At 59.6% G+C, this 19,591-nt stretch carries 15 protein-coding genes and 4 tRNA genes; all 19 read left to right on the forward strand.

Features of this window, described 5'->3' with window-relative positions:
* The first annotated feature begins 206 nt into the window (after window positions 1-206).
* The 19 genes from birA to fusA all read left to right on the forward strand — a co-directional run bounded on the left by birA (window position 207) and on the right by fusA (window position 19,569).
* The gene (gene birA, locus IB273_RS15910; RefSeq protein ID WP_192224533.1) at window positions 207-1,151 is read left to right on the forward strand and encodes a bifunctional biotin--[acetyl-CoA-carboxylase] ligase/biotin operon repressor BirA; all 945 of its coding nucleotides are present in this window, start codon (window positions 207-209) and stop codon (window positions 1,149-1,151) included.
* Complete coding sequence (locus tag IB273_RS15915; RefSeq protein ID WP_081517079.1) at window positions 1,141-1,890, forward strand: pantothenate kinase; 750 nt, start codon at window positions 1,141-1,143, stop codon at window positions 1,888-1,890. Before birA ends, IB273_RS15915 begins: the two co-directional genes overlap by 11 nt.
* Window positions 1,891-1,899: 9 nt before the next feature.
* The gene (locus IB273_RS15920; protein ID WP_081517080.1) at window positions 1,900-2,580 is read left to right on the forward strand and encodes an SPOR domain-containing protein; all 681 of its coding nucleotides are present in this window, start codon (window positions 1,900-1,902) and stop codon (window positions 2,578-2,580) included.
* Window positions 2,581-2,721: 141 nt separating this feature from the next.
* Window positions 2,722-2,806: transfer RNA gene (locus IB273_RS15925), tRNA-Tyr, on the forward strand.
* A gap of 26 nt (window positions 2,807-2,832) precedes the next feature.
* Window positions 2,833-2,906, forward strand: a tRNA-Gly gene (locus tag IB273_RS15930).
* A gap of 19 nt (window positions 2,907-2,925) precedes the next feature.
* Window positions 2,926-3,001, forward strand: a tRNA-Thr gene (locus IB273_RS15935).
* Between the two features lie 83 nt (window positions 3,002-3,084).
* The gene (gene tuf, locus IB273_RS15940) at window positions 3,085-4,278 is read left to right on the forward strand and encodes an elongation factor Tu (RefSeq protein ID WP_054910987.1); all 1,194 of its coding nucleotides are present in this window, start codon (window positions 3,085-3,087) and stop codon (window positions 4,276-4,278) included.
* 53 nt (window positions 4,279-4,331) lie between these two features.
* Window positions 4,332-4,407: transfer RNA gene (locus IB273_RS15945), tRNA-Trp, on the forward strand.
* 44 nt (window positions 4,408-4,451) lie between these two features.
* Window positions 4,452-4,820 (forward strand): preprotein translocase subunit SecE, encoded by a 369-nt coding sequence (gene secE, locus IB273_RS15950; RefSeq protein ID WP_081520874.1) that lies wholly within the window; start codon window positions 4,452-4,454, stop codon window positions 4,818-4,820.
* A gap of 9 nt (window positions 4,821-4,829) precedes the next feature.
* A complete protein-coding gene (gene nusG, locus IB273_RS15955; protein WP_081520875.1) occupies window positions 4,830-5,363 on the forward strand; it encodes a transcription termination/antitermination protein NusG in 534 nt (177 codons plus the stop codon).
* A 120-nt stretch (window positions 5,364-5,483) separates the two neighbouring features.
* On the forward strand, window positions 5,484-5,915 hold the full coding sequence (gene rplK, locus IB273_RS15960; protein WP_024767122.1) for a 50S ribosomal protein L11: 432 nt from the start codon (window positions 5,484-5,486) through the stop codon (window positions 5,913-5,915).
* Window positions 5,915-6,610, forward strand: a complete 696-nt coding sequence (rplA, locus tag IB273_RS15965; RefSeq protein ID WP_015475312.1) for a 50S ribosomal protein L1 — start codon at window positions 5,915-5,917, stop codon at window positions 6,608-6,610. The genes rplK and rplA overlap by 1 nt, the downstream gene beginning before the upstream one ends.
* Window positions 6,611-6,812: 202 nt before the next feature.
* Window positions 6,813-7,313 (forward strand): 50S ribosomal protein L10, encoded by a 501-nt coding sequence (rplJ, locus tag IB273_RS15970; protein ID WP_017516429.1) that lies wholly within the window; start codon window positions 6,813-6,815, stop codon window positions 7,311-7,313.
* A gap of 76 nt (window positions 7,314-7,389) precedes the next feature.
* Window positions 7,390-7,758: a 50S ribosomal protein L7/L12 gene (rplL, locus tag IB273_RS15975; RefSeq protein ID WP_017516430.1), complete on the forward strand. Its 369-nt coding sequence runs from the start codon at window positions 7,390-7,392 to the stop codon at window positions 7,756-7,758.
* 223 nt (window positions 7,759-7,981) lie between these two features.
* Window positions 7,982-12,055: a DNA-directed RNA polymerase subunit beta gene (gene rpoB / locus IB273_RS15980; protein ID WP_192224534.1), complete on the forward strand. Its 4,074-nt coding sequence runs from the start codon at window positions 7,982-7,984 to the stop codon at window positions 12,053-12,055.
* A 66-nt stretch (window positions 12,056-12,121) separates the two neighbouring features.
* Complete coding sequence (rpoC, locus tag IB273_RS15985) at window positions 12,122-16,321, forward strand: DNA-directed RNA polymerase subunit beta' (protein ID WP_026078720.1); 4,200 nt, start codon at window positions 12,122-12,124, stop codon at window positions 16,319-16,321.
* 154 nt (window positions 16,322-16,475) lie between these two features.
* Window positions 16,476-16,847 carry a 30S ribosomal protein S12 gene (gene rpsL, locus IB273_RS15990; RefSeq protein WP_015475317.1) on the forward strand — a complete coding sequence of 124 codons (372 nt, stop codon included), beginning with the start codon at window positions 16,476-16,478 and terminating at the stop codon, window positions 16,845-16,847.
* Between the two features lie 85 nt (window positions 16,848-16,932).
* Window positions 16,933-17,403 carry a 30S ribosomal protein S7 gene (rpsG, locus tag IB273_RS15995; protein ID WP_015475318.1) on the forward strand — a complete coding sequence of 157 codons (471 nt, stop codon included), beginning with the start codon at window positions 16,933-16,935 and terminating at the stop codon, window positions 17,401-17,403.
* A 30-nt stretch (window positions 17,404-17,433) separates the two neighbouring features.
* A complete protein-coding gene (gene fusA / locus IB273_RS16000) occupies window positions 17,434-19,569 on the forward strand; it encodes an elongation factor G (protein ID WP_045217356.1) in 2,136 nt (711 codons plus the stop codon).
* Window positions 19,570-19,591: the final 22 nt, after the last annotated feature.

Genomic DNA, 19,591 nt, shown 5'->3' on the forward strand with positions numbered 1-19,591 from the left:
CTCAGTAGTGAAACGACGCATCGCCGATGGTAGTGTGGAGTTTCTCCATGTGAGAGTAGGTCATCGTCAAGCTCCTATCCCAAGACCCCTGGTCAGCATCGCTGGCCGGGGGTTTTGCTTTTGCGCGCTGAAAAGTCGGGCCATTGCTGCGTAGGCAATTCAGGCATGCCTCTATATGATGCGTGCCTGACTGTTGCGGGGGTGATATGCAGACCTTGCTGAAACTGCTGAGCGATGGCCGCTTCCATTCCGGAGAGGAGCTGGGTGCTCTCCTCGGAGTAAGTCGCAGTGCTGTCTGGAAGCGCCTTGAGGGTTTTGAGCGTGACTACGGTATGGTCGTGCAGCGAGTGCGCGGCCGTGGCTACCGCCTGGAAGAGCCTCTGAGCATCATCTCGCCCAGGTCCGACTCCGGCCAGTGGCCTCTCGATGTCCTGTTTTCGATCGACTCCACCAACGCTGAGGTCCTGAGACGCCTCTCTGCCGGCTCTGTGGCGCCGTTCGCCATTCTTGGTGAGCGCCAGACTGCTGGGCGGGGGAGGCGAGGGCGGCAGTGGGAAAGTCCGTTCGGTGCCAACCTTTATTACACCCTCGGCATCACTGTGCGCGGTGGTGCGCAGGAGCTGGAGGGGATGAGTCTGGTGGTTGGTCTTGCTGTGGCGAAGGCCATCCAGGCGCTGGGCGTAAAGGATGTCGGCCTGAAATGGCCCAATGACGTCCTCGTCGGTGGCAAGAAGATCGCCGGTATCCTGTTGGAGTTGACTGGGGATCCTGCTGACATCTGCAGCGTTGCCATCGGTATCGGTATCAATGTGAACATGCGCAAGGCTGACGCCATTGATCAGCCCTGGACGTCGGTGCGAGAAACGCTGGGTAGGCTGGTCGATCGCAATGAGTTGCTGCAGGCGTTGGAGTCACAACTCGCGCATGCGCTCTCCCGTCATCGCGAACGCGGATTTGCCGCGAGTCGCGAGGAGTGGGAATCCCTTCATCTATGGCAGGGGCGGCAGGTCACACTGTCCACTGTCGCCAATAATATCGTTGGGCGTGCCCTTGGCATCGATGAAAGAGGCGCGCTGCGTCTCCTGGTGGATGGCAAGGAGCAGAGCTACAGCGGAGGCGAGTTGAGTCTGAGGTTGTCGGATGATTCTTGAGTTGGATTGCGGAAACAGCCTGATCAAGTGGCGGGTGGTCAGAAAGCACGACCTGGTGACCGTCGCGGGTGGCGTGGCTGATTCCGATCAGGCGCTGCTTGCGCAATTGCAGGCCAGCGAAGTGGTCGATATTCGCTATTGCCGTATGGTCAGCGTGCGCAGCGAGCAGGAAACCGACGCGCTTCGTGTTGGCCTGGAAAGCGCATTCCCCATTGCTGTGCAGATTGCTGCGCCGGCGACCGAGTTGAGCGGTGTGCTGAATGGCTACCGCGAGTATCAGCGGCTCGGGATGGATCGCTGGCTTGCCCTCGTGGCGGGCCATTGCCTTGCGGGGCGTGGCTGCCTGGTGCTCGATCTGGGCACTGCGGTCACTTCCGATCTGGTCGACGCCGCCGGCAAGCATCTGGGTGGCTATATAGCTCCCGGGATGCCTCTGATGCGCAGCCAGTTGCGCACGCATACGCGCCGTATTCGTTATGACGATGAGGCAGCTCATGAAGCGCTGCAGAATCTGCTGCCAGGCCAGGAAACGTCCGAGGCCGTAGAGCGCGGTTGCGTGCTGATGCTGCGCGGGTTTGTGCGGGAGCAGATTGCTCTGGCCAACAAGCTGCTGGGCGATGACTGCGCTGTCTATCTGACCGGGGGTGATGCTGAGCTCGTCAAGGATGAGAGTGCTCGTGCTGTCGTGCTTCCGGACCTGGTGTTTCTCGGCTTGGCGCTTGCCTGTCCGATCGAGTGAGTCTGATCGATGCGTTGGTTCTTCCTCTTCCTGCTCGCCCTCAATGTCTTCTATTACGTCTGGCACCAGCAGCAGGCGCCGCTTCGCCCGAAGGAGATTGCGCCGCTCAGTCTGTTTCACTCTGAGCAAAAGAATATTCGCCTGCTCAGTGAGTCTGCCGAGGCGCCTCAGCGTCGTCCGGCAGAAGAAAAGCCGGCGGCTGCTCCTGCGTCCGCGTGTGTCTTCCTGGGCAGCTTCCCTGCTGAGGATCGCGCCCGGCAACTGGTCCAGCGCTTGCTGAGCCTGGATGTCCAGGCGTCAGTGCAGACGGTGGATGCCGCGGCAGGTGTCGATTACTGGGTTTATCTGCCGCCGCTGGCATCGCGCCAGGCATCCCTGTGGCAGCTGCGCGAGCTGCAGGCGCGCAAGATCGATAGCTACATCATCACCGAGGGCGACCTGACTGACGGGATTTCCCTCGGGATCTTCCAGCGCAAGGATTCCGCTGACAGTGTCGTCGAGCGTCTGAAATCTGCTGGCTACGATGCTCTGGTGCGCGAACTTGCTCGCTCGCAGCATGATTACTGGGCGCAGATAGCCGCAGAAAGCGCGCGCCTGGTGGATGATTCCGTGGTGCGTCAACTGGTCCCGGACTTCCCGGAACTGGAAAAACAAACAATGCCGTGTAAAAGCGTTGCAAGCCCTCAATAGTTTGAATAGAATGGCGCCCGCTTCACAGGGGCGGCCTGAAAAGGTCAAACACTGGAAGCCGTTGTCGAAGAGCTAAGCTCAAGTTTTTTAAAGAAAAACAGTTGACAACGCGGTGGCAGGCTGTAGAATGCCGCCTCACTCGGAGGGGTTCCCGAGCGGCCAAAGGGATCAGACTGTAAATCTGACGTCTCAGACTTCGAAGGTTCGAATCCTTCCCCCTCCACCAGTTTTCAAGCGTGAGCTGCAAGCTCCGCGGGTATAGTTCAGTGGTAGAACCTCAGCCTTCCAAGCTGATGATGCGGGTTCGATTCCCGCTACCCGCTCCAAGTTTGTTGCTTATGTCTTGCTCATGTAGCTCAGCTGGTAGAGCACACCCTTGGTAAGGGTGAGGTCAGCGGTTCAAATCCGCTCATGAGCTCCATCTCGCAAAGGCAGATATGAAAATATCTGCCTTTGTTTTAATGGTGACGTGACTTTCTCAATTCCTTACGGGAGGCGGTCAAGATGGCTAAAGAAAAGTTTGAGCGTAACAAGCCGCACGTAAACGTCGGCACCATCGGTCACGTTGACCACGGCAAAACCACTCTGACCGCTGCTCTGACCAAGGTCTGCTCCGAGACCTGGGGCGGCTCCGCTCGCGCTTTCGACCAGATCGACAACGCGCCGGAAGAGAAGGCTCGTGGTATCACCATCAACACCTCTCACGTTGAATACGACTCGCCGGTACGCCACTACGCTCACGTAGACTGCCCGGGTCACGCCGACTACGTGAAGAACATGATCACCGGTGCTGCCCAGATGGACGGCGCGATCCTGGTTTGCTCCGCTGCTGACGGCCCCATGCCGCAGACCCGCGAGCACATCCTGCTGTCCCGTCAGGTAGGCGTTCCTTACATTGTCGTGTTCCTGAACAAGGCCGACATGGTTGACGACGCCGAGCTGCTGGAACTGGTCGAAATGGAAGTTCGCGATCTGCTGAACACCTACGACTTCCCGGGCGACGACACCCCGATCGTTATCGGTTCCGCTCTGATGGCTCTGAACGGCCAGGACGACAACGAGATGGGCGTTTCCGCTGTGCGCAAGCTGGTAGAAACCCTGGACTCGTACATCCCTGAGCCCGAGCGCGCTATCGACAAGCCGTTCCTGATGCCGATCGAAGACGTATTCTCGATCTCCGGTCGTGGCACCGTGGTAACTGGCCGTGTTGAGCGTGGCATCGTCAAGATCCAGGAAGAAGTGGAAATCGTCGGCATCAAGGCGACCACCAAGACTACCTGCACCGGCGTTGAAATGTTCCGCAAGCTGCTCGACGAAGGTCGTGCTGGTGAGAACGTCGGCGTTCTGCTGCGTGGCACCAAGCGTGAAGACGTAGAGCGTGGTCAGGTTCTGGCCAAGCCGGGCACCATCAAGCCGCACACCAAGTTCGAGTGCGAAGTGTACGTGCTGTCCAAGGAAGAAGGTGGTCGTCACACCCCGTTCTTCAAAGGCTACCGCCCGCAGTTCTACTTCCGTACCACCGACGTAACCGGCAACTGCGAACTGCCGGAAGGCGTTGAGATGGTAATGCCGGGCGACAACGTGAAAATGGTTGTCACCCTGATCGCTCCGATCGCCATGGAAGATGGCCTGCGCTTCGCGATTCGCGAAGGCGGCCGTACCGTTGGCGCCGGCGTGGTTGCCAAGATCATCGAATAATCGATTGATCTTTCCCTCTCAGGCCGGCATAATGGTCGGCCTGACTTTGTTCTAGGCCAGTAGCTCAATTGGCAGAGCGGCGGTCTCCAAAACCGCAGGTTGGGGGTTCGATTCCCTCCTGGCCTGCCAGATTTCTCAAGATCTGGCACTTCTTTAAACGGGATTCCTAGCAGATGAATGCGAAGGTAGAAGCCAAAGAGTCGCGTCTTGATCTCTTGAAGTGGCTTGTGGTTGCAGTGCTGGTTGTGGTGGCTGTGGTTGCCAACCAGTATTATTCCGCGCAACCGATCTTCTATCGCGTTCTCGGTATCCTCGTAATGGCGGCTGTTGCTGGCTTCATCTCGCTGCAGACCGTCAAGGGGCGTGCCTTCTTTACTTTGGCTAAAGAAGCTCGCGCCGAGATTCGCAAGGTTGTATGGCCGTCTCGTCAAGAGACAACTCAGACCACGCTGATCGTAGTGGCAGTAGTGCTGGTAATGGCGCTGGTGCTTTGGGGGCTCGACTCCCTGCTGGGTTGGCTGGTTTCCATGATCGTAGGTTAAGGGTGTTCCGTGGCTAAGCGTTGGTACGTTGTGCATGCCTACTCGGGTTACGAGAAGCATGTCATGCGCTCGCTGATCGAGCGGGTCAAACTGGCCGGCATGGAAGATGGGTTTGGTGAGATTCTCGTCCCCACTGAAGAAGTCGTGGAGATGCGGAACGGCCAGAAGCGCAAGAGTGAGCGCAAATTCTTCCCGGGCTATGTCCTGGTGCAGATGGATATGAACGAGGGTACTTGGCACCTGGTCAAGGATACTCCTCGCGTCATGGGCTTCATTGGTGGTACTGCCGACAAACCGGCGCCGATCACCGATAAAGAGGCTGATGCCATCCTGCGTCGTGTCGCTGATAGCGGCGACAAGCCGAAGCCGAAGACCCTGTTCGAGCCGGGCGAGACTGTTCGTGTCATCGATGGTCCGTTTGCTGACTTCAATGGCGTCGTCGAAGAAGTTAACTACGAAAAGAGCCGCATCCAGGTCGCTGTGCTCATTTTCGGTCGCTCTACCCCGGTAGAGCTGGAGTTCAGCCAGGTAGAGAAAGTTTAACTGGCACACTGAATCCCACACCCCGCAGCCCTAGGCTGCGGGGTTTTGTCGTCCTTGGGATAAAACGCGAAAGCAACCGGGGAGCCCGACAGGGCGCTTGACCCGCATTTGGAGTAGCAAATGGCTAAGAAAATCACGGCTTACATCAAGCTGCAAGTTAAGGCCGGCCAGGCCAACCCGTCGCCGCCCGTCGGCCCGGCTCTGGGTCAGCACGGCGTGAACATCATGGAATTCTGCAAGGCGTTCAACGCCAAGACCCAAGGCCAAGAGCCGGGTCTGCCGACTCCTGTGATCATCACCGTTTACAGCGACCGTAGCTTCACCTTCGAAACCAAGAGCACCCCCGCTGCCGTCCTGCTGAAAAAAGCAGCTGGCATCACCAGCGGTTCCGCTCGTCCGAACTCTCAGAAAGTCGGCACCGTTACCCGTGCTCAGCTGGAAGAGATCGCCAAGGCCAAGCAGGCTGACCTGACCGCTGCTGACCTGGACGCTGCCGTACGTACCATTGCTGGCTCCGCGCGCAGCATGGGCCTGAACGTGGAGGGTGTGTAATGGCTAAGCTGACCAAGCGTCAAAAGGCTATCGCCGAGAAGATCGAAGCAGGCAAGCAATACGGCTTCGAAGATGCCGCCAAGCTGCTGGCCGAGCTGTCGACCATCAAGTTCAAGGAGTCCGTGGACATCGCCATCAATCTGGGCGTTGATCCGCGTAAATCCGACCAGGTCGTACGTGGCGCCACCGTTCTGCCGAACGGTACCGGCAAATCCGTACGCGTTGCCGTCTTCACCCAGGGTCCTGGTGTTGAAGCTGCCCTGGCTGCTGGTGCAGACAAGGTTGGCATGGACGAACTGGCTGCCGAAATGAAAGCCGGCGACCTGAACTACGACGTCGTTATCGCCTCCCCGGACGCGATGCGTGTTGTTGGCCAGCTGGGCCAGGTACTGGGCCCGCGCGGTCTGATGCCGAACCCGAAGGTCGGCACCGTGACCCCGGACGTCGCTACCGCCGTCAAGAACGCCAAAGCCGGTCAGGTACGTTTCCGTACCGACAAGAACGGCATCATCCACGCTTCCGTTGGCAAGATCGACTTCGAGCCGGTCAAGCTGAAGCAGAACGTGGAAGCGCTGCTGAGCGATCTGAAGCGCCTGAAGCCGTCCTCCTCGAAGGGCGTGTACGTTCAGCGCGTGACCCTGAGCACCACCATGGGCCCGGGTCTGCAGATCGATCAGGCTTCGCTGGAAGGCTGATGAACTAAGTCGAGTAGTGGGTTCGCCCACTGCTCGCAGGTATTGGGGTCCCTGCCTGGCGGGGGCTATCCAAGACCGTAGGCGGCGCAAGCCTTAAACCTCAAGCCTACGCAGATGGTGCTCCCGATTCGTTTACCGAATCAGACACCAAAACGCCGTCCGGCTCCGGCTGGACGAATCGGTAACATCCAGGAGTAAACCCGTGGCAATTAAACTCGAAGACAAGAAGGCCATCGTCGCTGAAGTCAACGAGGCTGCCAAAGCCGGTCTGTCCGCTGTCGTGGTTGATGCACGCGGCGTGACTGTCGGCGCTATGACCGGACTCCGTAAAGAGGCCCGCGCAGCTGGTGTGTACGTGAAAGTCGTACGTAACACCCTGCTCAAGCGCGCCGTTGAAGGCACTCAGTTTGAAGTGCTCAACGACACGTTCAAGGGCCCGACCCTGATTGCTTTCTCCAACGAACATCCGGGCGCTGCCGCTCGTATCTTCAAGGAGTTTGCCAAGGGTCAGGACAAGTTCGAGATCAAGGCGGCCGCGTTCGAGGGTCAGTTCCTCGCAGCCAATCAGATCGACGTGCTGGCGACCCTGCCGACCTACAACGAAGCTGTTGCACAGCTGATGAGCGTGATCCAAGGCGCTACCAGCAAGCTGGCTCGTACTCTGGCGGCAATTCGCGATCAGAAAGAAGCTACCGCAGCCTAAGGCTCGGCATCTGCTTTCAACCTTTTTTGTTTAATTCGATGGCCTTAGGCCGTCACCCAATACAGGAATTAGAGTCATGGCTCTGACCAACGAAGACATCATCTCCGCCGTATCCGAAATGTCCGTCATGCAGATCGTTGAACTGATCAAGGCGATGGAAGAGAAGTTCGGCGTTACCGCTGCTGCCGCTACCGTTGCTGCTGCCGGCCCGGCTGCTGCCGCTGCTGAAGAGCAGACCGAGTTCACCATCGTCCTGGCCGAAGCTGGCGACAAGAAAGTGAACGTGATCAAGGTCGTTCGTGAACTGACCGGCCTGGGCCTGAAAGAAGCCAAGGCTGTCGTTGACGGCGCCCCGGGCGTGGTCAAGGAAGGCGCTTCGAAAGAAGAAGCCGAAGCTGCCAAGAAAGCCCTGGAAGAAGCAGGCGCCAAGGTCGAGCTCAAGTAAGTTCGTACCTTGCGTCGACAGCCCGAGCGTTAAGCGACAGGCTGATGGCTGGTGGCAATTGCCACCGGCCTTTTTCCGTTATGGGTGGGGTGCCGTAGGTGCCTCCCATAACGTGAAAATCCCGCCACGAGTGGCGGCGCAAACCTAGGGTTTGCACGATTTTTGGGCTGCTCCCCTGTGCGGGAGAGGCCAAACAAGCAGGTGACCAAGCTGGGGAACGCTGATGGCTTACTCATACACTGAGAAAAAACGTATCCGCAAGGACTTTAGCAAGTTGCCGGACGTCATGGATGTGCCGTATTTGCTGGCCATCCAGCTGGATTCCTATCGCGAATTCCTGCAGGCGGGTGCAAGCAAGGACCAGGTCCGAGACATCGGCCTGCATGCGGCCTTCAAGTCCGTCTTCCCGATTATCAGCTATTCCGGCAATGCTGCCCTGGAATACGTCGGCTACCGTCTGGGTGAGCCGGCCTTCGATGTCAAGGAATGCGTGCTGCGTGGTGTGACCTTCGCGGTCCCGCTGCGTGTGAAAGTGCGCCTGATCATTTTCGACAAGGAATCGTCGAACAAAGCGATCAAGGACATCAAGGAACAAGAAGTCTACATGGGGGAAATCCCCCTGATGACCGAGAACGGTACCTTCATCATCAACGGTACCGAGCGCGTCATCGTTTCCCAGCTGCACCGCTCCCCGGGCGTGTTCTTCGACCACGACCGTGGCAAGACCCACAGCTCCGGCAAGCTGCTGTACTCCGCGCGCATCATTCCTTACCGCGGTTCCTGGCTCGACTTCGAGTTCGATCCGAAGGACTGCGTGTTCGTTCGTATCGACCGTCGCCGCAAACTGCCGGCTTCCGTCCTGCTGCGCGCGCTGAACTACAGCACCGAGGAAATCCTCAACGCGTTCTATGACACCAACGTCTACGAGATCAAGGGCGAGACCCTGAATCTGGAGCTGGTGCCGTCGCGTCTGCGTGGCGAGATCGCCAGCTTCGACATCAAGGATGCTGCCGGCAAGGTCATCGTTGAAGCGGGCCGCCGTATCACCGCGCGCCACATCAATCAGCTCGAGAAGGCTGGCATCAGCCAGCTGGAAGTGCCGTTCGACTACCTGATTGGCCGTACCGTGGCCAAGGCTGTCGTGCACCCGGCTACCGGCGAGATCATCGCCGAGTGCAACACCGAGCTGACCGTCGATGCCCTGGCCAAGATCGCCAAGGCCCAGGTTGCGCGCCTGGAAACTCTGTACACCAACGACATCGACTGCGGTCCGTTCATCTCCGACACGCTGAAGATCGACTCCACCAGCAACCAACTGGAAGCGCTGGTCGAGATCTATCGCATGATGCGTCCCGGCGAGCCGCCGACCAAGGAAGCCGCCGAGACCCTGTTCGGCAACCTGTTCTTCAGCGCCGAGCGTTACGACCTGTCCGCCGTTGGCCGCATGAAGTTCAACCGTCGTATCGGTCGTACCGAGATCGAAGGCGCCGGCGTCCTGAGCAAGGAAGACATCGTCGAGGTCCTCAAGACCCTGGTTGCCATCCGTAACGGTAAAGGCATCGTCGACGACATCGACCACCTGGGTAACCGTCGCGTCCGTTGCGTCGGCGAGATGGCCGAGAACCAGTTCCGCGTTGGCCTGGTGCGTGTAGAGCGCGCGGTCAAGGAACGTCTGTCGATGGCCGAAAGCGAAGGCCTGATGCCGCAGGACCTGATCAACGCCAAGCCGGTGGCTGCCGCGATCAAGGAGTTCTTCGGTTCCAGCCAGCTGTCGCAGTTCATGGACCAGAACAACCCGCTCTCCGAGATCACCCACAAGCGCCGCGTCTCCGCACTCGGCCCGGGTGGTCTGACCCGTGAGCGCGCGGGCTTCGAGGTTCGTGACGTACACCCGACCCACTACGGCCGCGTGTGCCCGATCGAAACCCCTGAAGGTCCGAACATCGGTCTGATCAACTCCCTGGCTACCTACGCCCGCACCAACAAGTACGGCTTCCTCGAAAGCCCGTACCGCGTGGTGAAGGAAGGTCTGGTCAGCGACGACATCGTCTTCCTGTCCGCGATCGAAGAGGCCGATCATGTGATCGCCCAGGCCTCCGCCACCCTGAACGAAAAGGGTGAGCTGATCGACGAACTGGTAGCCGTACGTCACCTGAACGAATTCACCGTGAAGGCGCCGGAAGACGTCACCCTCATGGACGTGTCGCCGAAGCAGGTCGTTTCCGTCGCTGCCTCGCTGATTCCGTTCCTCGAGCACGACGACGCCAACCGTGCACTCATGGGTTCGAACATGCAGCGTCAGGCTGTACCGACCCTGCGCGCCGACAAGCCGCTGGTAGGTACTGGCATGGAGCGCAACGTCGCCCGTGACTCCGGTGTCTGCGTGGTTGCCCGTCGTGGTGGCGTGATCGACTCGGTCGACGCCAGCCGTATCGTGGTCCGCGTGAACGACGACGAAGTCGAGACTGGCGAAGCCGGTGTCGACATCTACAACCTGACCAAGTACACCCGTTCGAACCAGAACACCTGCATCAACCAGCGTCCGCTGGTGCAGAAGGGTGACCAGGTTTCGCGCAGCGACATCCTGGCCGACGGCCCGTCCACCGACATGGGTGAACTGGCTCTGGGTCAGAACATGCGCGTAGCGTTCATGCCCTGGAACGGCTTCAACTTCGAAGACTCCATCTGCCTGTCCGAGCGCGTGGTCCAGGAAGATCGTTTCACCACGATCCACATCCAGGAACTGACTTGCGTTGCCCGTGACACCAAGCTCGGCCCAGAAGAAATCACCGCGGACATCCCGAACGTGGGTGAGGCTGCGCTGAACAAGCTGGACGAAGCTGGCATCGTCTACGTCGGCGCCGAAGTACAGGCTGGCGACATCCTGGTCGGCAAAGTCACCCCGAAAGGCGAGACTCAGCTGACTCCGGAAGAGAAGCTGCTGCGTGCGATCTTCGGTGAGAAGGCGTCCGACGTGAAGGACACCTCCCTGCGCGTGCCGACCGGCACCAAGGGTACCGTCATCGACGTACAGGTCTTCACCCGCGATGGCGTGGAGCGCGACAGCCGTGCCCTGTCCATCGAGAAGATGCAGCTGGACGAGATCCGCAAGGACCTGAACGAAGAGTTCCGCATCGTCGAAGGCGCAACCTTCGAGCGTCTGCGTTCCGCTCTGGTCGGCGCCAAGGCCGACGGCGGTCCTGCCCTGAAGAAAGGCGCAGAGATCACCGACGAGTACCTGGACGGCCTCGAGCGCGGCCAGTGGTTCAAGCTGCGCATGGCGGAAGATGCTCTGAACGAGCAGCTGGAGAAGGCCCAGGCCTACATCAGCGACCGCCGTCAGATGCTGGACGACAAGTTCGAAGACAAGAAGCGCAAGCTGCAGCAGGGCGACGACCTGGCTCCGGGCGTACTGAAGATCGTCAAGGTCTACCTCGCTATCAAGCGCCGCATCCAGCCGGGCGACAAGATGGCAGGCCGCCACGGTAACAAGGGTGTGGTCTCGGTGATCATGCCGGTCGAAGACATGCCGCACGACGTGCATGGCACTCCGGTCGACATCGTTCTGAACCCGCTGGGCGTACCGTCGCGTATGAACGTCGGTCAGATTCTCGAAACCCACCTGGGCCTTGCGGCCAAGGGTCTGGGCGAGAAGATCAACCGCATGCTCGAAGAGCAGCGCAAGATCGCCGAGCTGCGTGTGTTCCTGAACGAGATCTACAACGAGATCGGCGGCCGCCAGGAAAGCCTGGACGAGCTGAGCGATAACGAGATCCTCGCTCTGGCCAACAACCTCAAGGGCGGCGTGCCCATGGCTACCCCAGTGTTCGACGGTGCCAAGGAGCGCGAGATCAAGGCCATGCTGAAGCTGGCCGATCTGCCGGAGAGCGGTCAGATGCGTCTGTATGACGGCCGCACCGGCAACCAGTTCGAGCGTACGACCACCGTTGGTTACATGTACATGCTCAAGCTGAACCACCTGGTCGATGACAAGATGCACGCACGTTCCACCGGCTCTTACAGCCTGGTTACCCAGCAGCCGCTGGGTGGTAAGGCGCAGTTCGGTGGCCAGCGTTTCGGGGAGATGGAGGTCTGGGCGCTGGAAGCCTACGGTGCCGCCTACACCCTGCAGGAAATGCTGACCGTGAAGTCGGACGACGTGAACGGCCGTACCAAGATGTACAAGAACATCGTGGACGGGGATCACCGCATGGAGGCCGGCATGCCCGAGTCCTTCAACGTGTTGATCAAAGAGATCCGCTCGCTCGGCATCGATATCGAACTGGAAACCGAATAACACGTGACGTCAGAACGGTGCGGCTGGTCAAGGCCGGTCGCACCGGGTCCGTGAGGAGGAAAGGCCTTGAAAGACTTGCTTAATCTGTTGAAAAACCAGGGTCAGATCGAAGAGTTCGATGCCATCCGTATTGGCCTGGCCTCGCCCGAGATGATTCGTTCCTGGTCCTTCGGCGAAGTCAAGAAGCCGGAGACCATCAACTACCGTACCTTCAAGCCGGAGCGCGATGGCCTGTTCTGCGCCAAGATCTTTGGCCCGGTGAAGGACTACGAGTGTCTGTGCGGTAAGTACAAGCGCCTGAAGCACCGCGGTGTGATCTGCGAGAAGTGCGGCGTGGAAGTCGCTCTGGCCAAGGTGCGCCGCGAGCGCATGGGCCACATCGAGCTGGCCTCGCCGGTCGCCCACATCTGGTTCCTGAAGTCCCTGCCGTCCCGTATCGGCCTGCTGCTGGACATGACCCTGCGTGACATCGAGCGCGTGCTCTATTTCGAGAGCTACGTGGTGATCGATCCGGGCATGACCACCCTCGAGAAGGGTCAGCTGCTGAACGACGAGCAGTACTTCGAAGCCCTCGAAGAGTTCGGTGACGACTTCGACGCCCGCATGGGTGCGGAAGCCGTTCGCGAGCTGCTCAACGCTATCGATCTGGAGCACGAGATTGGCCGCCTGCGCGAAGAGATTCCGCAGACCAACTCGGAAACCAAGATCAAGAAGCTGTCCAAGCGCCTGAAGCTGATGGAAGCCTTCCAGGGCTCCGGCAACCATCCCGAGTGGATGGTGCTGACCGTCCTGCCGGTGCTGCCGCCGGACCTGCGTCCGCTGGTTCCGCTGGATGGCGGCCGCTTCGCGACTTCGGATCTGAACGATCTGTATCGCCGCGTGATCAACCGTAACAACCGTCTGAAGCGCCTGCTCGATCTGGCAGCTCCCGACATCATCGTGCGCAACGAAAAGCGCATGCTGCAGGAAGCCGTCGACGCCCTGCTGGACAACGGTCGCCGCGGCCGTGCCATCACCGGCTCGAACAAGCGCCCGCTGAAGTCCCTGGCCGACATGATCAAGGGCAAGCAGGGTCGCTTCCGTCAGAACCTGCTCGGCAAGCGCGTGGACTACTCCGGTCGTTCGGTAATTACCGTAGGTCCGACCCTGCGTCTGCACCAGTGCGGTCTGCCGAAGAAAATGGCCCTGGAGCTGTTCAAGCCGTTCATCTTCGGCAAGCTGGAAGGTCGTGGCATGGCCACCACCATCAAGGCTGCCAAGAAGATGGTCGAGCGCGAGCTGCCGGAAGTGTGGGACGTTCTCGCTGAAGTCATCCGCGAACACCCCGTACTGCTGAACCGTGCGCCGACCCTGCACCGTCTGGGCATCCAGGCGTTCGAGCCGGTACTGATCGAAGGTAAAGCCATCCAGCTGCACCCGCTGGTCTGCGCCGCGTACAACGCCGACTTCGACGGTGACCAGATGGCCGTGCACGTTCCGCTGACCCTCGAGGCTCAGCTGGAAGCGCGTGCGCTGATGATGTCCACCAACAACATTCTGTCGCCCGCCAACGGCGAGCCGATCATCGTTCCGTCGCAGGACGTGGTAATGGGTCTCTACTACATGACCCGTGAAGCGATCAACGCGAAGGGCGAGGGCATGGCTTTCGCAGACCTGCAGGAAGTTGACCGCGCGTACCGCAGCGGCCAGGTGTCCCTGCACGCCCGCGTAAAAGTGCGCATCAACGAGAAGATCAAGAACGAAGACGGCTCCCTGACCGCCAACACCCGTATCGTCGACTCCACTGTCGGCCGTGCGCTGCTGTTCCAGGTTGTCCCGGCCGGCCTGCCCTTCGACGTGGTCAATCAGTCGATGAAGAAGAAGGCGATCTCCAAGCTGATCAACCACTGCTACCGCGTGGTGGGTCTGAAGGACACCGTCATCTTCGCTGACCAGCTGATGTACACCGGCTTCGCCTACTCGACCATCTCCGGTGTGTCGATCGGCGTGAACGACTTCGTCATCCCGGACGAAAAGGCCCGCATCATCGATGCCGCCACCGAGGAAGTGAAGGAGATCGAGAGCCAGTACGCCTCCGGCCTGGTAACCCAGGGCGAGAAGTACAACAAGGTGATCGACCTCTGGTCCAAGGCCAACGACGAAGTGTCCAAGGCGATGATGGCCAACCTCTCGAAAGAGAAGGTGACCGATCGCGAAGGCAAGCAGGTCGACCAGGAGTCCTTCAACTCCATGTACATGATGGCGGACTCCGGTGCGCGGGGTTCCGCGGCCCAGATCCGTCAGCTGGCCGGTATGCGTGGCCTGATGGCCAAGCCGGACGGCTCCATCATCGAGACCCCGATCACCGCGAACTTCCGTGAAGGCCTGAACGTACTCCAGTACTTCATCTCCACTCACGGTGCTCGTAAAGGTCTGGCGGATACCGCGCTGAAGACCGCGAACTCCGGTTACCTGACCCGTCGTCTCGTCGACGTGGCCCAGGACCTGGTCGTGACCGAGATCGACTGCGGCACCGAGCATGGCCTGGTCATGTCCCCGCACATCGAAGGCGGCGACGTGGTAGAGCCGCTGGGTGAGCGTGTACTCGGCCGCGTAATGGCTCGCGACGTGTTCAAGCCGGGCAGCGACGACGTGATCGTCGAAGCCGGTACCCTGATCGACGAGAAGTGGGTCGATTTCCTCGAGCAGATGAGCGTCGACGAAGTCGTTGTGCGTTCGCCGATCACCTGCGAAACCCGTCACGGCATCTGCGCCATGTGCTACGGCCGCGATCTGGCCCGTGGTCACCGCGTGAACATCGGTGAGGCTGTCGGCGTTATCGCTGCCCAGTCGATCGGTGAGCCGGGTACCCAGCTGACCATGCGTACCTTCCACATCGGTGGTGCGGCCAGCCGTACTTCCGCGGTGGACAACGTACAGGTCAAGAACGGCGGCACCATTCGCCTGCACAACCTGAAGCACGTAGAGCGTGCCGACGGCGCCCTGGTAGCGGTTTCCCGTTCCGGTGAGCTGGCGGTAGCCGACGACTTCGGTCGTGAGCGCGAGCGCTACAAGCTGCCGTACGGTGCGGTGATTTCCGTGAAGGAAGGTGACAAGGTCGACCCGGGCGCCATCGTCGCCAAGTGGGACCCGCACACCCACCCGATCGTCACCGAGATGGACGGCACCGTGGCCTTCGTGGGCATGGAAGAGGGCATCACCATCAAGCGCCAGACCGACGAACTGACCGGTCTGACCAACATTGAAGTGATGGATCCGAAGGATCGTCCGGCTGCCGGCAAGGACATTCGTCCGGCTGTGAAGCTGATCGACGCCGCAGGCAAGGATCTGCTGCTGCCGGGTACCGACGTACCGGCCCAGTACTTCCTGCCGGCGAACGCCCTGGTCAACCTCAACGATGGCGCGAAAGTGCGTATCGGTGACGTTATCGCGCGTATCCCGCAGGAAACCTCGAAGACCCGCGACATCACCGGTGGTCTGCCGCGCGTTGCCGACCTGTTCGAAGCTCGTCGTCCGAAAGAGCCTTCGATCCTGGCGGAAATCAGCGGCACCATTTCCTTCGGCAAGGAAACCAAGGGCAAGCGTCGCCTGGTCATCACTCCCACCGACGGTAGCGATCCGTACGAGGAGCTGATTCCGAAGTGGCGTCACCTGAACGTGTTCGAAGGTGAACAGGTAAGCCGTGGTGAAGTGATCTCCGACGGCCCGAGCAACCCGCACGACATCCTCCGTCTGCTGGGTGTCAGCTCGCTGGCCAAGTACATCGTCAACGAGATCCAGGACGTTTACCGTCTGCAGGGCGTGAAGATCAACGACAAGCATATCGAGACCATCCTGCGCCAGATGCTGCGCAAGGTCGAAGTGGCCGAGTCGGGCGATTCGTCCTTCATCAAGGGCGACCAGGTCGAACTGGTTCACGTGCTGGAAGAGAACGAAGTACTGGGCACCCAGGACAAGTTCCCGGCCAAGTACGAGCGCGTTCTGCTGGGTATCACCAAGGCCTCGCTGTCCACCGAGTCGTTCATCTCGGCGGCATCCTTCCAGGAGACCACCCGCGTCCTCACCGAGGCGGCGGTCACCGGCAAGCGCGACTTCCTGCGCGGCCTGAAGGAGAACGTGGTCGTGGGTCGTCTGATCCCGGCGGGTACCGGTCTGGCCTACCACAGCGAGCGCAAGCGTCAGCGCGAACTCGGCAAGCCGCAGCGCGTGAGCGCGAGCGAGGCCGAAGCAGCACTGGCCGAAGCGCTCAATCTGAGCGGTAACTAAGCCTCAAACGAAGCCCCGGTTGTCTTGACAACCGGGGCTTTGTCTTGACTGGCTTCCGTAAGCTCTTTAGTATCTTGTACCCCGAAAATTGGCAGGGCGCGTGCTCTGCCCATTTTTGTTTTTAAGTGTCGTAAGACAATCAGTGGAGCTATAGATGGCAACTATCAACCAGCTGGTGCGCAAACCGCGCAAGCGCCTGGTAGACAAGAGCGGCGTTCCTGCCCTGCAGAACTGCCCTCAGCGTCGCGGCGTATGCACCCGCGTATACACCACCACCCCGAAGAAGCCGAACTCCGCACTGCGTAAAGTGTGCCGTGTTCGTCTGACCAACGGTTTCGAGGTTTCCTCGTACATCGGTGGTGAAGGTCACAACCTGCAGGAGCACAGCGTAGTGCTGATCCGTGGCGGTCGTGTAAAGGACCTTCCGGGTGTTCGCTACCACACCGTGCGCGGTTCGCTGGATACCTCCGGCGTCAAAGACCGTAAGCAGGGTCGTTCGAAGTACGGCGCGAAGCGTCCGAAGTAATTTTGTTTTCCTATTTGCTGAGTCGATAAGAGTAAGGTCGGGCATCAAGTCCCGGATTACCTGAAGACCGTTTGAGGGCTTATCAATGCCAAGACGTCGTGTAGCGGCCAAACGTGAGATCCTGGCCGATCCTAAATACGGAAGCCAGATTCTGGCGAAGTTCATGAACCACGTGATGGAAAGCGGCAAGAAAGCCGTTGCCGAGCGTATCGTTTACGGTGCTCTGGACAAGGTCAAAGAGCGCGGTAAAGGCGACCCCCTGGAACTCTTCGAAAAAGCACTCGACGCCATCGCTCCGCTGGTCGAAGTGAAGTCCCGCCGTGTAGGCGGTGCTACCTACCAGGTTCCGGTCGAAGTACGTCCGTCCCGTCGTAATGCACTGGCCATGCGCTGGCTGGTGGACTTCGCCCGCAAGCGTGGCGAGAAGTCCATGGCTCTGCGTCTCGCTGGCGAACTGATGGACGCCGCTGAAGGTAAAGGCGCCGCTGTCAAGAAGCGTGAAGACGTACACCGTATGGCCGAGGCCAACAAAGCGTTCTCGCACTACCGCTTCTAATTACGGCAACACTACTTCTGCGAGGGCTTTATGGCTCGTAACACAGCAATCAACCGCTACCGGAACATTGGTATCTGTGCCCACGTTGACGCGGGCAAGACCACCACCACCGAGCGGATCCTGTTCTACACAGGTCTCAGCCACAAGATGGGTGAGGTGCATGACGGCGCTGCCACTACCGACTGGATGGTGCAGGAGCAGGAGCGTGGTATTACCATCACCTCCGCTGCGATCACCACCTTCTGGGAAGGTTCGCGCGGCCAGTACGACAAGTACCGCGTAAACGTCATCGACACCCCCGGCCACGTAGACTTCACCATTGAAGTTGAGCGCTCCCTGCGCGTACTGGACGGCGCCGTCGTTGTGTTCTGCGGCACCTCCGGCGTTGAGCCGCAGTCCGAAACCGTATGGCGTCAAGCCAACAAGTACGGCGTTCCGCGTATCGTTTACGTGAACAAGATGGACCGCGCCGGCGCCAACTTCCTGCGCGTTGTCGGTCAGATCAAGAACCGCCTGGGTCACACCCCGGTTCCGGTTCAGCTGGCCATCGGTGCAGAAGATGACTTCCAGGGTCAGGTTGACCTGCTGAAGATGAAGGCCATCTACTGGAACGAAGACGACAAAGGCACTTCCTACCGCGAGGAAGAAATTCCTGCGGATATGGTCGAGCTGGCCACCGAGTGGCGCAACAACATGGTCGAAGCTGCTGCCGAAGCCAACGAAGAGCTGATGAACAAGTACCTGGAAGAGGGTGAGCTGTCGATCGAAGAGATCAAGGCTGGCCTGCGTCTGCGTACCATCGCCTGCGAAATCGTACCGGCTGTCTGCGGCTCCTCGTTCAAGAACAAGGGCGTGCCCCTGGTTCTCGACGCCGTGATCGACTTCCTGCCTGCTCCGACCGAGATCCCTGCTATCCAGGGTATCCACCCGGATCACATCGACGACGGCGACGAAGCTCCGAAGGACGATCGTCCTGCCGACGACAATGCTCCGTTCTCGGCTCTGGCATTCAAGATCGCCACCGACCCGTTCGTAGGTACTCTGACCTTCGTTCGCGTCTACTCGGGCGTTCTGGAGTCTGGTAACTCCGTTATCAACTCCGTGAAAGGCAAGAAAGAGCGCGTTGGTCGTATGGTGCAGATGCACGCGAACCAGCGTGACGAGATCAAAGAAGTACGCGCTGGCGACATCGCTGCTCTGATTGGCATGAAGGACGTCACCACCGGTGACACCCTGTGCGATATCGAGAAGCCGATCATCCTCGAGCGTATGGACTTCCCGGAGCCGGTAATCTCGGTAGCTGTTGAGCCGAAGACCAAGGCTGACCAGGAGAAGATGGGCATTGCCCTCGGCAAGCTGGCTCAGGAAGACCCGTCGTTCCGCGTCAAGACCGACGAAGAAACCGGCCAGACCATCATCTCCGGTATGGGTGAGCTGCACCTGGACATCCTCGTCGACCGCATGAAGCGTGAATTCGGCGTTGAGGCGAACATCGGCAAGCCGCAGGTTTCGTACCGCGAAACCATCTCGAAGGACAACATCGAGATCGAAGGCAAGTTCGTTCGTCAGTCCGGTGGTCGTGGTCAGTTCGGTCACTGCTGGATTCGCTTCTCGACTCCGGACGTGGACGACAAGGGCAACATCACTGAAGGCCTGGTCTTCACCAACGAAGTCGTGGGCGGTGTGGTTCCGAAGGAATACATCCCGGCCATCCAGAAGGGCATCGAAGAGCAGATGAAGAACGGCGTTGTTGCCGGCTATCCGCTGATCGGCCTGAAGGCGACCGTCTTCGATGGTTCCTACCACGACGTCGACTCCAACGAGATGGCGTTCAAGATCGCTGCTTCCATGGCGACCAAGCAGTTGGCCCAGAAGGGCGGCGGCAAGGTCCTGGAGCCGATCATGAAGGTGGAAGTGGTGACTCCTGAGGACTACATGGGTGACGTGATGGGTGACCTGAACCGTCGTCGTGGTCTGATTCAGGGGATGGAAGACTCGGTTTCCGGTAAGGTTATCCGTGCCGAGGTTCCGCTGGGCGAGATGTTCGGTTACGCAACCGACGTGCGTTCCATGTCCCAGGGTCGCGCTAGCTACTCCATGGAATTCTCCAAGTACGCTGAAGCTCCGGCGAACGTCGTCGAAGCTCTGGCCAAAAAACAAGCTTGATTCAGCTCTTTTAGTAGAGGTT

It is taken from the genome of Pseudomonas sp. PDM19, assembly GCF_014852215.1.
Classification (GTDB): domain Bacteria; phylum Pseudomonadota; class Gammaproteobacteria; order Pseudomonadales; family Pseudomonadaceae; genus Pseudomonas.